Genomic DNA, 14,229 nt, shown 5'->3' with positions numbered 1-14,229 from the left:
TTCTTTCCGTTAGGTTTCGCAGGGGTTCTTTATTTCAGTAGTCTATAATTTACTAAGATATAGTTCAATCCTGAGAACAGCGTAACTCCTGCCGCCAGCCATAATAAAATCATATCAACCCGCACATCCGTCAGCAAACTGAACGGAAAATTATTCAATAATACAGCGATGATGGCTGCCACCTGCAGCACCATTTTGATTTTGCCATATCGATCAGCAGCCAAGGCAATTCCCTGTTCACTCGCAATCATACGCAGTGCTGTAATGACAATTTCACGTCCAATGATGATCACAGCAATCCATGAACCGATCAGATTCTCCTGAACCATCATAATCAGTGCAACCGAAATCAAGAGTTTATCTGCCAGTGGATCAAGCAATTTCCCCAGATTGGTGATCTGATTATATTTTCGGGCCACATACCCATCCAGCTTATCCGTACCCGCAGCCAGTGCAAAAATAATAACGCCAATCACCAGACCATGCTGATCCAAAAAACGAATAAGTTCACTCGACTCCTGTATCCATGATGGCAACGGGATGAAGCACAACATAAATAAAGGAATCAATGTCATTCTTGCCAGGGTAATCTTGTTAGCCAGGTTCATGGAAAACCTCCCTCTACTTCACTCCAATATGTTGTGATTTCTCCACCCTTGCGCCATCCTCCTTTTTTTCACAAAAAAAGAAAGGGCAGACTGTATATCATACAGTTGCCCTTCTTCCGATTTCTTTAATGTATTCCTCTGTAGCTATCCTCTGATCTACAATGATTCTTTTATCACTCGTTTGTAATACCATATGGACAACAGGCCGAAGATTGAATACAACAACGTATACACAATCATGACGATTACAGTAGGTGTGGCAAGTTCGGTGCCAAAGAAGAACCAGCCTGATTTCACGGCAAAATAACTATGGCTCAGGCCCACAACAAGTGGAATGCCGAAATTAAACAACTGCTTGAACTGAATTCCGCGTAACAAATTGCCTTGAGTAAATCCAAGTTTGCGCAGAATAGTATAGTTTGATTTCTCTTCTTCGCTCTCATTCATTTGTTTGAAATAGAGGATACACCCGGATGTAATCAAGAAAGTCAGTCCCAGGAAACCAACAATGAACATGATTAGGCCCATACTGGTACGTTGATTATTTCGGAATTCAATCTGGGAGAAGCTCGGAGCTTTCAATTTCAGATCTGCAAAAATGACATACGCATTCTCGTCTTGCCCCGAATCTGTAATCTGCACACCGTAATAATCTGTCCTTTCCACCTCCTGAATTTTCGGATCAAGATCTTGCGCAAGCTCCGCATAAACCGATTCATCCACAACCGCTACAGGCGTTCCTCTGGTGTAATACACGGGAAGTACGCCCTGTTTGACAGTTCCAATCAATTGCTGGTCAATCGTATTTTTCAATCCGTGCAGAAAAATGGGACCTTCATCCCGAATGGAAAAGAATTTCTGAATCACATTGCCATATCCCATGAAAATAACTTCGCCTGGTTTCAGGTCGATGTTATCCACCATGCTGTCACTTAACACACTGCTGAACAATCGATCTTCCGACAGGGAGTCATTCATGACCTTCGATGCATCAATCTCAATATATAAAGGTTGTCTGTGCTTTTCTTCATACGGAATTTGTTTGTTATCCAGCTCAGCAACAAAACGATCCTTTACCTCAGCCTGAGCAAATGAAAAATCTTCCGGCAGGCTTTCCTTGGCTTGTGCCTCTGCCGAATAATAGGAAATGTAACTGAGCGACAACAAACCTATGGCGAGTGCAGATACGGTAGTAATAATGGTCAGCAGCAAGGCATTCGACCTCATGCGAAACATGATGGAGGATAACGACAATACCTCATTAATGGAGAGATAGCCTTTTTTACTTTTGCGAATCAGATTAAAGAGAAAACTGACGGAACCTTTATAGAACAGATATGTCCCCAGAATAACCGAGAACAAAATCAAAATCATGGTGTACATTAACTGCTGCATATCCAATTTCTCGACGCTGAACAGCCGTGCAGACAAGATGTAACCGAACACGATGAGAGCAATACCCAAGATACCCATCAGAATCTGCCCCACAGATAACTTCTGTACCTGCTGCTCCGTTGTAGAAGATACTTGGAAGAGCGATAGGATGCTCTGTGCTCGGATAAACAGGTAATTCATCAGCATGATGAGCAAGTACATGACCGCAAAGACAGTCAGCGTTTGCAACAGCGCCATCGGTGAGAAGTATAGTTTTGTTATCGCATCAACGCCAATAATTTTGAACAAAATCATTAATATCAGCTTGGAACCCATAAACCCGATTAGAATACCGATTACCATAGAACCAAAGTAGAGAATGCAATTTTCCGCACTCAAGATGCCAAATATTCTCCCTTTCGTCAGTCCGATTAGCTGAAACAAACCGATCTCCTTACTGCGTCGCTTGATAAAGATTGTATTGGTATAGAGCAGAAAAATGCCCACAATGACAATCAGTAACACGGACGAGGCCCCTATCGCGGCAGCCCCTTTCGTTGATTCAGCAACCTCATTCATGGAGGGATCATACTGCAATGTCACAAAGGAAAAATACAGCGCCACACTAAAGATCAGGGCGAAGACGTAAAGATAATAATTCTTCAGGTTTTTCCTCAGATTGCGAAAAATGATGTAGTTCAGACTCATGGCTGCACACCACCCAATACGCCCTGAGTTTTGATAATATCGTTGAAGAAGGATTGCCGGGACTCGTCTCCTTTATTTAATTGAGTGTAGATCTGACCGTCCCGAATGAAAATCACCCTGCTGCAATAACTCGCGGCAAACGGATCATGGGTGACCATAATAATGGTGGCCTGATGTTTGCTGTTCATATCACTTAATTTGCCAAGCAGATCCGAAGCCGATTTGGAATCGAGCGCACCTGTCGGCTCGTCAGCGAAAATAATGCTTGGATCATGCACAAACGCACGCGCGGCCGAAGTCCGCTGCTTCTGTCCACCCGAAATCTCGGACGGATATTTGTCTTTCAGCTCATATATGCCCAGTTCACGGGCAATTTGTTCGAACTTCAGGTGTGCCTCATGCTTCGGCATACTCGTAATCGAGAGCGGCAGCATTACATTTTCCTTCACTGTGAGGGTATCTAGCAGATTATAATCCTGAAAAATAAAGCCGAGATGAAATTTTCGGAATTCAGCCAGCTGTTTTTCCTTCATGCCGGTGAACTCCTGACCTTCAATGTCAATCGTGCCCTGACTTACCCGATCGATCGAAGAAAGAACATTTAACAGCGTCGTTTTCCCCGAACCTGAGGGCCCCATAATACCAACAAATTCGCCTTTACTTACCCCGAGATCAATCCCCTTGAGGACTTCCTGTTTATTTAGTTTGTTGCCATAGACTTTATGAATTTTTTTGGCTTCCAGTATCCACATATCCCACTCACTCCTCTTTGGTATATCTCCATCATAGGCGGGATGCTCTGATTTATCGTGCGATTCACCGAACAAAACCAAAAAGCATGTGACAATGTTGTCACACGCCTGCAAGATGGATCATGTCATTTTTTCGCGGGAAGGTTAGCTTGACGCTAGTGCCCTCTCCGGGAGCAGACTGTACCTTAACGTCTATACGAAGTGCTTGTGCCACCTGTCGGGTCAAATACAAGCCCATTCCCGTTGCCGTTCCTTCCAGTCTACCCTGAGTTGAAGTGAAGCCTTTATCAAAGATACGTGGTAAATCCTGCGCTTCGATCCCTCTTCCATAATCCTGAATGGTCAATATGATGTGCCCATCCTGTTCCTTGCTTTCAATGACAATGTCAGAGGAATGGCTGTATTTCACCGCATTACTAAGCAGCTGCCGTATGATAAAACCTAACCATTTACTGTCGGTCAGCACCTTTGTCACATCTAAAGACACGTCGAAGCCAATCCGTTTGGATATACACCACGACTTCAAAGCTCTAATCTCGCCATTCAAAATCGGTTCAAGCTCTGTTTCTTCCACAAACAAATCATTATGCATAAATGGAATACGCTTCTGGTGAAGCTGCTGATCGAGAAGTTGGTGAATTCGCAGCCATTCATACGTCATCTGACCCTGCAGCTTGTCATCCGGCATTCGCTCAATCATTAATTGTAGCGCGGTTAAGGGCGTCTTCACCTCATGAATCCAGGACAGCATCTCATCCTTTTCTTGCTCCAGCAAAATAAAATGAGCTGAGGACTCCTTCCGATAACGTTCGGTCTGGGAAGTGACAGCATCGTGCACTATCCGTTCATAAGGGCTTTCAGCGATATCCAAATCCCCTGGATCATAGGTGTGATCCCAGGCAGTTAATCTTTTGTAGAAACGAGTCTCTCTTGGATATCTCGCCCAGATAAACACAATGCATACCACCACATTCAGCACGACGATATACGCTACAGATCGGAATGGAAGGGCTTCTGGATAAAATCATCTGCGCCCAGATGCATCGACATGACCATATCCGTAGGATGATCACGTGAGGACAGAAAGATAATCGGTACATTGGAATGGGCTCGAATCATGCGACACCAATGAAATCCGTCATACTGGGGAAGCTGAATATCAATAATCACTAGCTGTGGCTGAATGGCACTGTATTCCTGCATCACTTTGCCAAAATCTCTCACGCCATACACGTCATATGACCACTGGGATAACCGTTCTTTAATTTCACTGAATAACGATTCATCGTCTTCAATGAGCATAATTTTAAACATACCTTCACCACGTTTCTGTTCTTCTTGGGTATTGCCCGAAGCATATTGTTTGACAATCTACGGGGGACCGTTCCAGATACGGATCGTTCTTCCGATCGCTGTTGTCCCCAAATTTCCTTTATTAAATTTATTAAATGTAGAAATTAGGTGACACAGGCGAACGCTACCGCTTCTTCAGAATCGATTCCGTCTCTTCCACTCCTGCCGCTATTACATAGAACAATACAAATTGTCGAGGCAAAGTAAAATCCATAGTCTCTTACCAATTTAGATGAATCTAAACGTTTATAACTTTTAATCTGTTATCCCTCCATAGTATGGAGGACCTTGCTTGGATCACTGATTTCTTCCATCCGTTCTATCAATTGCTTTGCGACATCTTGTGGCGATCTTAATTGGCCTGCTTCATAGACCTGACCGAATACCTCAGACAGTGCAAATTCTTCTGCACTTTTGCCTCTTGCCACAACCTGTAGCTCAGTATCTACCATCCCTGGATCGAATGCAATCACTTCAACGGAATTGGGTTGCCCGGATTGTTCCATCGCTACGCTCTGGGTGAACATGTTTATTCCAGCTTTGGAGGTACAGTAAGATGCCATTGAAGGTGCCGGATAACTTCCTGACCCGGACGATACATTGACTATTTTTCTGCGTGTGGTCAGGTGGTTAGTATGTTGTATAAAAGATGAAGTCAGAATCATGGGCGCTGCCAAACTGATGTTCATATTAAGACTGATCTCCTCTGCACTGCACCGATCTATCGATTTCAACGGTTCCAGCATCGCTGCATTGTTTATGAGCCCGATGAATTCAACTTCTTGCGGTAGAATCTGTTTCAATATGTGTGAGACAAGCTCATCGATACCACTGAGGTCACCAAGATCATACTGAAAATGCTTGTAACGATCAGTCACTTCCTTCATATCAGCCGTTCCGCGTGCAATACCGTAGACGTGATCTCCCTTTTCCAATAACAGCTCTGCGAGCTGTTTGCCAATTCCTTTGGATGTACCTGTAATGATAAAGTGTCTGTTTCCCATGTACTTTAACACCCTTTCTGTTACGCATTTTGGTTAGAAACATCTTATTATGTATGGATTGGTTTTCTCCACAACGTCACCCATAGGATGGGCAAGCCAAAACAATCTTCATCCTGACCCATCGCCTTCATAGGTCGCAACTCAACGCATTCAAAAGGATCTTCAAGCAAATAGCGAAGCTTTTCCTCCGTAAAAGCCAGACCGCCTTTCATCGACTTCTCACGGTATACTTCCCAATCGTCCATAACGCTCTCCGGTCCACCTTGACCGCCAAATCCTGGAGCAAAGCATGTCATCCCAAAATACCCTCCAGGTTTGAGTGCGCTCTGAATCATCTGTATGTAGGGAATTCGCTGATGTGGTAGCAGATGGTGAAGACAGCCCGAATCATAGACGATATCGTACTCTTCATGTGGCGTGAGCTCAAATGCTGATTTGCATTCGAAATTCACTTCAAGCTGTTCCTCCACAGCTCTTTCCTTGGCCCAGGCAATGGCTGTCTCTGAAAGATCATAAGCATCTACTTTATAACCCTGACGTGTTAGATATATTGCATTTCTTCCCGGGCCACAACCGAGCTCCAATGCTTTGCCCCCAGGTAATATTCCTGAGTTCACATGTGCTACCAGATTTTCATCCGGTTTGTTTGAAAAAAAGGGAATCGGCCGGTCTCGATCCTCGTAAAAAGGTTCCCAAAATTGCTTCGCTGATCTGAATTCTGAGTCAAGCATGTCATATAGATCCTGGACATTTTTAATCGTCTTCTCCATAACCACATTCCTCCTCAAATCCATATAAATTATCCTTCATATTCCCTCTTATGTTTCGATCTCTGTGCTCACCATTTGCCCGCTTCATCACGGTTTATACGCTAAATCAACTACCCTCTATTATAACATTCCCACCCAATTTAACTCTATTTTTCTTGTAAGATTCGAGCCGAAAACAGTCCGATTATATCTAAAAAAACGCTGTTTAGAAGAAAGTAATTCCCTGTCCTCTCAACAGCGTTATAATCCTTTTTATTCAGGATTCGATCAGCTTAATTTCTTCGTTAGATAAAGCACCACATCGTCGTCGATGATCGTTTCATCGCCCCACTTTAGATAACGATCATGCTTGTGAATGCCCTGTCCATCTGGTATATATCCACGACGGGCATACAGAATTTGAGCTTTGCCATAATCGGAGAACACCCCGACACCAATCCCGGCAGTACCGGTTCGCTCATGAATGACTTCTTCTGCCCGGTCCATCAAACGTGATCCAATTCCCTGACGCTGATACTTGATCAGCACATTGAAATCATTAATTTCCGGAATGCCCTGTTCCCTGAACGAAGGGTAATACGAACTCCACAATACATTCGCGTAACCGGCAAAAGCTCCATCCAATTCCGCTATCAAAGTCACCCGCTCACCATTCTGCTGCTCTGCAAGATATTGAATGTACTGCTCCGCCGATTTCGCCCAACCCTGCTCCTGAAACGCCTGCGAAATTACGACCGGATCGCCTTCATTTAATAGTCTGATATGTATATTCATCGATATAATCTCCTTAATAAGTTATTTATTTCACCACTAGATTCTCAACCTGCTTCTAAGCGAGGTAATATGGGCAACATGGTGTCTGCCATGCCATGCATATACGCCCAAATTATAATCCAGTCTGGTCGTTTCTTTGGATGCAGGGTGATAAAAGGTTTTGGCATAGTCTGCATCCGTTAATGTGTTTAATAGCACTACCCAACGACGATGCAGCGCATCCAGGATTTGCAGGGAAAATTCGACGTCCAGCTCCCGTGAATCACTCAGTTCAGCCCATCGTTCCTCGTAATATGGTCTTATCGTAGGGTTATCCTCCGTCAGTGCCAGCTTGAAACGAACCATGCTATTCATATGGCTATCTGCCATATGGTGTATGACCTGTTTGAGCATCCAGCCACCTTCCCGGTAGGGTAATCTCAATTGTTCTTCACTCAGTCCTTTGACCGCTTTGCGGGCATGCTCCGGCAAGTTGGCAATATCCTGAATCCATTGCTTCCGCTGCTCTGGTGTAACCTCGCCTGTATGTTCAAATGATCCAATCGGGTATCTCAAATCCATCGATCATTCCTCCTTGGTTAAATGGTTTAAATATACACATTGCACTCCTATGGGGCATACTCCATCAGCCAGCAGTCTCTCATTTTCCCTTCGTGCAGCTCATGTTCTGGTAACAGTCTGACCTTCCTGAAGCCACACTTCTCGTAACAGGATATGGCTCGTTCGTTCCATGATTGCGGGTCCATGACCACTTTCCGAGCTTGCTTATCATTGACCAGATAGGTCATCATGGATTGTACAAGTTGTGTGCCAATACCGCGGTTCCAATAATCAGCTTCTCCAATAAACTGATCTGTTCCATAGATGATTTCATCGGTGTCTCCATAACCATACTCATTCCGTTCTTCCTCCTCCAGTTCATAGAACTGGATATAGCCGATCGGTTTACCTTCGTGTTCAACCATACAACGATTTGCCGTATCCTCTTGTCTATAAAAGTGATCTCTGACCAAATTCAGATCATGCGGCTGATCACGGCCTTCGTAATATTGAAGCACTACTGGGTCAGACAACCATTGAACAAGGAACTGCTCATCTTTTTCATCCAGTAAACGTACCGTAATCTCATTCCATTGATAGATTAGCATCACTCTGCGTACTCCTTAATGATTTCCAGAGGCTCTCCTGAGACCCAGCTCAGGTCTTTGCCCAGTAATTTTTCCTGATGAACATAATAGATCATCGGTTGCCGAATCAGTTCTGCCTCATCACCCAAAGGATGAATGGTAAAACGCACCTTGTACGTGCCCACCGCATCAGGTATGGAGAACCCTGCAAATTCAGTAATCGCTGTTGATGATTGCCTCTGTAACACTTGACGAAGAATCTCTTCCATTGCACCTGTGCTGCCGACGGAAGTAGGTCGAATAAATCGGTTGTCCTGTTTGTCATCAAAAGATATTGAACCCCAGCCAGCTACAAGGGGATATATGGTGTGCTGACCCTTATCTTCTTTTGTACGTGTAATGGTTAATTGCACCTCGTATTCATCCGTAGCTGTCTGCCGAATCGTGCCCTTCATGTTAACATCCTGCGCTGTAATGCTTGGAGCCAGATTATTATATACAAGAAACACTGCTACAATAATAATTGCAATACCAGTTAGCCAAAATATCGTACTTTTTCGCATGTTTTTAACCCCCAAGCTGGTTAAGCGTAAGTCTGAATTAATTCACTCTCCATTAGCTTCTGTGTAACGCTGTCCAGTTCCGGAGAAGCAGACCAATCACTATCTGTATTCAAACCATATTTAATCGTATGGATAACGCTATTAGCTGACATATATAAATTATGGTGTACTCCTGGTTGCACAATGATGTGATTTCCTTCGCCCATAACTCTGATTTCAAGCGTCTGATCATTCGTAAAATTTGCATAAGCGATCCAACCAGACTGCACAACATAGAACTCGGTTATATGGTTATGGAAATGGCTATTTTGCCATGCTCCCTGAGATGAAGCTACCGTTCTGCAATAATAACTGCCATCTTCTGAAACCATCTTGTATTTCCGTTCCCCGTTAGCCATCTGCTCGAAGCTGGTATTCACATTATCTGGTCCTAAATTTCGTTCTAAAGTTTCTCTATCCAAACCATTACACCTCCTGATCTGAAATACGAAGGTAGCATTCATATTTTATAATCTTTCTTTAACGCCTTACGGCCTTCCAGATATATTTGTGCTCACGCACAGCAAGTCTCCCATCAATCTGATTTTCCTTCAGCTTAACTTGAAGCTGTTCATAGTACTCCGACCGTGTATAATCCGGGTTTCCGGGAATATCGGAAAGAAAGATAGCGAACTCTTTTTCATCAGGGAAAACCATTAAGGCCTCGTTGAATTCCTCAATCTCAATGTTTACATACTGATTTGTATGCAGCCTTTCTTGTACCTTGCTTACATCCGTATGAATGCCAAAGATCACGCCACCCTTTCGCAGCAATCTCCCATGTTCAATAATGGACGTAGGTCCTCTGCGGTCATAGATCAGGTCGAACTGTTCGTCTTCGAAGGGCAACTCTGTTTTGGTTGTAGCGTAGACAAATTCAACATTTCCAACGTCACTTGCCTCAAGCCCAGCCTGAGCGATACGCAGTAGCTCCTGCGAGTTGTCAAAACCCGTAATATGATCGGTATAGGCCGACATTTTTAATGTGAATTCACCATGACCACAACCTGCATCAAGCACAGATTTATGCTGAGGTAGCAACTGTATCAAGCGCGCTTCAAATACATCTTCTGCTGAATTGCCCTCCCATGTAAATACCGATCTGCCCTTGTATCCTCCGTTACGTTGTCCGATCATGTCATACCATTCCATGCCCAATAGATATCCCCCCAGAAGAAAATCCCATATTAAACAACATTCGACACAGACAAGTCGATTTTCCTGTCCATAGGTTAACTTTTTTCTCACTTAAGAGTTTTATCTATCCTCATATTGTGCTTGTTAAAATTTGAAACGCTTCTCTCGTAGGCGCCGTATTATGCTCGAAGTCGTATTTTGCCACTTGGATAAACCAATAGGATGTGGAGGTTGAATGAATGTCTTTTTTTAAGAAAATGTTAGCCAGTGTAGGTGTTGGAGCAGCCAAAGTAAATACAGAATTACATACACCTGAGGTTACGCCTGGAGGAATCATCTCTGGGATCGTCTACATCGAGGGTGGAGACGTGGAACTGAATGTAGACCGAATCTACCTTACGATCAAAACCCATTACATACGGGAGCACAATGATCGAAAAGTAAATGAAACTGCCGTTGTAGCCAAATACTTGCTTACAGAAGGTTTTATTTTACAGCCTGGCGCCAAACTGGAGAAATCCTTCTCCTTTGATCTACCTGAAAATCTCCCAATTACACTGCATCGTGCAGAGGTATGGGTTGAAACGGGCCTCGATATCTCAAGCGCCATGGACCCCTCAGACCGGGACAGACTCCATGTAGTTCCTACAAAAGATATGAATACTGTGCTGGATGCGATTGATCTCCTTGGTTTCAAGCTGCGTGAAGTGACCAATGACTATGCTCCAAAGCTTGGTGGCAATCTTCCATTTGTACAGGAATTTGAATTCGTGCCAACGAGCAAGTTCCGTGGTTATTTGGATGAGCTGGAAGTACTGTTCTACCCGATGGGAGATTCACTTGAACTGTTGCTTCAGATCGACCGCCGCGCACGTGGACTCGGTGGCATTTTCTCGGAGGCGATGGGGACGGATGAGAGCTTTGTCCGACTGCATCTCTACGAGAGACACCTTGCACGGGGTGCGCATTCGGTTGCCCAAGGTTTGGAAGAAGTCATCTCCAAGCATCTATAATCTATTAAAAATAGACCCAAAAACAAAAAACAGTTCTCCTACCAACTTTCATTGGTGTAGAACTGTTTTTTGAATATGTTCTTCTTTTAATAAACAATCAGAAACGCTGTGTCCAGCGCTGTATCCCCGATCGAAGTCCATAGTATGCAGCAGCAAGCAAGAGAAATCCAACAGCAGCGACCAGAATCGAAGTAGTATCCCAACGGGCAATGGAGCCAAAATCAACCTTCGACTCCAACGATGTGAAGGATGAAGCGTTGTTCAGCATTTCAGGTGTATGATTCAGCGTCATTAACATTCCTTGAATGACATTCCAAACCATAAAACCCAGTGTGAATAGCAAAGTTACCAACAGGGACTCCATACCTAATCGTTTGTTGATACTCATTATTTTGCCTCCTCATTTACGGTTTGACAACACTTTGGAAGTTATAAAATTCACTACATCATCTGTCGTTTGGCCATCCGTCTGAATGTGCTCTTCAAAGCGTGATCCATGGAATGCTTCGACACACTTAACCGCTTGTTGAAAAGTCCATCCATCAGGCTTATCCCCGCGCTTCAACAATCTCTCATGTAATGTTTCCATAGACGTCATCAGGGTAAAGTGAAACAGGTCAGCGTCGAGCTCTTTCAGACCCCGATGGATGTAACTGAACTGCTTGGACTTGTAGATGGTCATCGGAACAATCAGATGTTTGTTATACTTCTGCCTGATTTCACGGGCGACTTTCACGGTAAGGACTTTCCACAGCTCCATATCCTGAAAATCGTCCGTTTTCTCCACATCCATTCGGACGTCATCCACAATCACGTTTCTTAACATGTATCCAATCTCTTCTGGATCGTAGATCATGCTGTTCGGAATTAACGGCTGCAGCTTGGTTGCAGCCGAGGTTTTACCCGAGCCAAATGCCCCATTAATCATCACAATCATAGTGACGTCCTCCTGCGTGTCAGATTGAATTAGACAAGAGGTGCTCCAACTCCTGTTTCAGGCGATCTTTGTTGGTATCCACATATTGATAAAGGAGTTCAAATACCTCTTCATTATCCGATTGCATGCTTAAATTACCCGCTTCCAGCTCAACCTGTTGCAAAACCTCATGGATCTGCTGTCCATGCGTATTCAGGGTCGTCGTTACATCCTGTTCGGAGAGTGCATTCACATTTTCTCTTAACTGCTCAGGTGTTACACCAGTTTCGGATAACATATGCTGGATGTTCTTCAGAATCTCTGCATCAGCATCATTGTCTATGCGCTGCATCGCTTCCGTCGTTTCACCCAGAAAACGCCCACTCAAATTTTCAAGAAAACCAGTAATGCCGCTCATGGATAGCTCTGTATCCAGATCTATGATCAGGATGGTATCTCGCAATACCTGTGGAAGTTCAGGTCCACACTCCCGAATGGTCGCAAATTCCGCGCGATACAGATCCATCGCAACACTCCCCACCACTTCCTCACCTGACATGCTGTCAAACTGATCCAAGGGTAATAATTGCTGCAATTCTTCCTGTAATTTGTTCATCTCTCTGCCTCCTGTATCTCTCTATCTATATAAGTTGGACCAATGATTTCATACAGGTCCACTATAACTAAACGCCTATACATCATAGCAGAATATGTTATATAAGTTTATCCGATGTAAGTTTGCACCAGATCACTTCCCCGCACACTTTACACGAAATACGGATAAAGTTAACCTGCACTTGACCTTTGGAAAATGATCCGCTGTTATGATCTTGTCATCAAGAGTCTTGGGAGGGGTTATGATGCGCCTGGCCTTGTTCACCGACACCTATGTTCCGGAAACCAATGGTGTTGCCGGTACGCTGCACCGCTTGAGTAATCACTTGAACCGCAAAGGCATTGAGCATCTGTTATTCACACCACAGTCTGTTATTGAAGGCAACGATGCCGCTCCGGTCCGTTCGGTGACCAACATCCCCTTTTTCCTCTACCCGGAATGTCGTATTGCCTTACCTAATCGAGCAGCCATTCATCGGGAGTTAAAGACTTTTCAGCCAGATTTGCTGCATATCGCCACTCCGTTCAATATGGGTCTTTTCGGTCTCAGATATGCGCTCAAGTATCAGCTTCCACATGTCATCTCCTACCATACTCACTTCGATCGGTACCTCGAATACTACAAGTTGAAAAGCGTCATTCCTCTTTACTGGAAGTATATCCAATGGTTCCACCGAGCCTGTGATGCAACATTGACACCGTCTCAAGAGACCTTAAACTCATTGCAATCAAAAGGTATTCAACGTCTGAAGTTATGGTCCCGCGGGATCGATTGCAGCCTGTATTCACCTGATAAACGAAGTTCCGATTTTCGTACTCGCTACAATATAACGGCTCCTCTAATTCTACTCTACGTTGGGCGAATTGCCCCGGAAAAAGATATCGCTACCCTCACCCTTGCCATGCAGCAGTTGCCAGAACATATGCAAGCCCGTGTACACTGGATCATTGTAGGCGATGGGCCATTGCTCCCCAAAATGCGTATGCAATCCCCACCCAATGTCACCTTTACAGGGTATCTGCATGGTGAAGAGCTTGCTGCTATGTATGCTTCGGCAGATCTCTTTGTGTTTCCTTCCTCAACAGAAACATTTGGCAATGTGGTGCTGGAAGCGATGGCTTCGGGATTGCCAGTTCTCGCTGCGAATGGTGGCGGTGTAAAAGACTTGGTCACACATCATCGAAGCGGTGTTCTGTTCAAGCCAGGCCATGCGGATGCATTGATTCGGGAGATATGCCTCTGGGGAGATCATATGGATCAACTGAGGAATATGGGTCTTGAAGGCCGAAAACTTGCTGAACAGCGTTCGTGGGATCACATTTTTGACAGGTTGGTCAGAGATTATGAGGAAGCCATTGAGAATCGGAGAAGACGAACGAAAGATCGAATCATCACAGCTTGATTTTCATTAAATAAACCGAATTGAATAATGGATGATCACTGCTGCTCCAAGACCCACCTGTTGAAGTTTGGAT

General features: G+C 44.2%; 17 protein-coding genes and 1 pseudogene. 2 read left to right on the top strand and 16 right to left on the bottom strand.

Features of this window, described 5'->3' with window-relative positions:
- Positions 1–29: 29 nt before the first annotated feature.
- From pgsA to CRO25_RS21965, 13 genes and pseudogenes are all read right to left on the bottom strand, one after another.
- Positions 30–608, bottom strand: coding sequence for a CDP-diacylglycerol--glycerol-3-phosphate 3-phosphatidyltransferase (pgsA, locus tag CRO25_RS22025; RefSeq protein ID WP_072734099.1), 579 nt, complete (start codon positions 606–608; stop codon positions 30–32).
- 156 nt (positions 609–764) lie between these two features.
- Complete coding sequence (locus tag CRO25_RS22020) at positions 765–2,690, bottom strand: ABC transporter permease (protein WP_079696477.1); 1,926 nt, start codon at positions 2,688–2,690, stop codon at positions 765–767.
- Positions 2,687–3,442: an ABC transporter ATP-binding protein gene (locus CRO25_RS22015; protein ID WP_079696476.1), complete on the bottom strand. Its 756-nt coding sequence runs from the start codon at positions 3,440–3,442 to the stop codon at positions 2,687–2,689. The genes CRO25_RS22020 and CRO25_RS22015 overlap by 4 nt, the downstream gene beginning before the upstream one ends.
- Positions 3,443–3,542: 100 nt before the next feature.
- Positions 3,543–4,421 carry a sensor histidine kinase gene (locus tag CRO25_RS22010; protein WP_256863727.1) on the bottom strand — a complete coding sequence of 293 codons (879 nt, stop codon included), beginning with the start codon at positions 4,419–4,421 and terminating at the stop codon, positions 3,543–3,545.
- Positions 4,422–4,435: 14 nt separating this feature from the next.
- Positions 4,436–4,756: pseudogene (locus CRO25_RS22005) on the bottom strand (response regulator); the annotation flags it as partial.
- A 302-nt stretch (positions 4,757–5,058) separates the two neighbouring features.
- Positions 5,059–5,799: an SDR family NAD(P)-dependent oxidoreductase gene (locus CRO25_RS22000; RefSeq protein WP_079696474.1), complete on the bottom strand. Its 741-nt coding sequence runs from the start codon at positions 5,797–5,799 to the stop codon at positions 5,059–5,061.
- 47 nt (positions 5,800–5,846) lie between these two features.
- On the bottom strand, positions 5,847–6,569 hold the full coding sequence (locus CRO25_RS21995) for a bifunctional 2-polyprenyl-6-hydroxyphenol methylase/3-demethylubiquinol 3-O-methyltransferase UbiG (RefSeq protein ID WP_079696473.1): 723 nt from the start codon (positions 6,567–6,569) through the stop codon (positions 5,847–5,849).
- 267 nt (positions 6,570–6,836) lie between these two features.
- Positions 6,837–7,343 carry a GNAT family N-acetyltransferase gene (locus tag CRO25_RS21990; protein ID WP_079696472.1) on the bottom strand — a complete coding sequence of 169 codons (507 nt, stop codon included), beginning with the start codon at positions 7,341–7,343 and terminating at the stop codon, positions 6,837–6,839.
- Positions 7,344–7,379: 36 nt separating this feature from the next.
- A complete protein-coding gene (locus tag CRO25_RS21985) occupies positions 7,380–7,904 on the bottom strand; it encodes a YfiT family bacillithiol transferase (RefSeq protein WP_079696471.1) in 525 nt (174 codons plus the stop codon).
- A gap of 47 nt (positions 7,905–7,951) precedes the next feature.
- A complete protein-coding gene (locus CRO25_RS21980) occupies positions 7,952–8,491 on the bottom strand; it encodes a GNAT family N-acetyltransferase (RefSeq protein ID WP_064639614.1) in 540 nt (179 codons plus the stop codon).
- Positions 8,491–9,033: a hypothetical protein gene (locus tag CRO25_RS21975; RefSeq protein WP_079696470.1), complete on the bottom strand. Its 543-nt coding sequence runs from the start codon at positions 9,031–9,033 to the stop codon at positions 8,491–8,493. Before CRO25_RS21975 ends, CRO25_RS21980 begins: the two co-directional genes overlap by 1 nt.
- A 20-nt stretch (positions 9,034–9,053) precedes the next feature.
- On the bottom strand, positions 9,054–9,494 hold the full coding sequence (locus CRO25_RS21970; RefSeq protein ID WP_079696469.1) for a cupin domain-containing protein: 441 nt from the start codon (positions 9,492–9,494) through the stop codon (positions 9,054–9,056).
- Between the two features lie 58 nt (positions 9,495–9,552).
- On the bottom strand, positions 9,553–10,224 hold the full coding sequence (locus CRO25_RS21965; RefSeq protein ID WP_256863735.1) for a bifunctional 2-polyprenyl-6-hydroxyphenol methylase/3-demethylubiquinol 3-O-methyltransferase UbiG: 672 nt from the start codon (positions 10,222–10,224) through the stop codon (positions 9,553–9,555).
- Positions 10,225–10,448: 224 nt separating this feature from the next.
- Between CRO25_RS21965 and CRO25_RS21960 the strand changes: the two genes are divergently transcribed.
- Positions 10,449–11,222: a sporulation protein gene (locus tag CRO25_RS21960; protein WP_079696467.1), complete on the top strand. Its 774-nt coding sequence runs from the start codon at positions 10,449–10,451 to the stop codon at positions 11,220–11,222.
- Positions 11,223–11,319: 97 nt separating this feature from the next.
- Here CRO25_RS21960 and CRO25_RS21955 read toward each other — a convergent pair whose 3' ends face one another.
- The 3 genes from CRO25_RS21955 to CRO25_RS21945 are packed head-to-tail and all read right to left on the bottom strand — an operon-like array spanning position 11,320 to position 12,754.
- Positions 11,320–11,610, bottom strand: coding sequence for a hypothetical protein (locus tag CRO25_RS21955; RefSeq protein ID WP_079696466.1), 291 nt, complete (start codon positions 11,608–11,610; stop codon positions 11,320–11,322).
- 12 nt (positions 11,611–11,622) lie between these two features.
- The gene (locus CRO25_RS21950) at positions 11,623–12,159 is read right to left on the bottom strand and encodes an AAA family ATPase (protein ID WP_079696465.1); all 537 of its coding nucleotides are present in this window, start codon (positions 12,157–12,159) and stop codon (positions 11,623–11,625) included.
- Positions 12,160–12,178: 19 nt separating this feature from the next.
- Entirely contained in the window at positions 12,179–12,754 is a 576-nt protein-coding gene (locus tag CRO25_RS21945; protein ID WP_079696464.1) for a DUF4375 domain-containing protein, read from the bottom strand.
- A gap of 244 nt (positions 12,755–12,998) precedes the next feature.
- Between CRO25_RS21945 and CRO25_RS21940 the strand changes: the two genes are divergently transcribed.
- Positions 12,999–14,156, top strand: coding sequence for a glycosyltransferase family 1 protein (locus tag CRO25_RS21940; protein WP_079696463.1), 1,158 nt, complete (start codon positions 12,999–13,001; stop codon positions 14,154–14,156).
- Positions 14,157–14,229: the final 73 nt, after the last annotated feature.

This window comes from Paenibacillus sp. RU5M, assembly GCF_900221055.1.
GTDB lineage: Bacteria > Bacillota > Bacilli > Paenibacillales > Paenibacillaceae > Paenibacillus > Paenibacillus marchantiae.
This window is presented reverse-complemented; position numbering and strand designations above follow the sequence as displayed.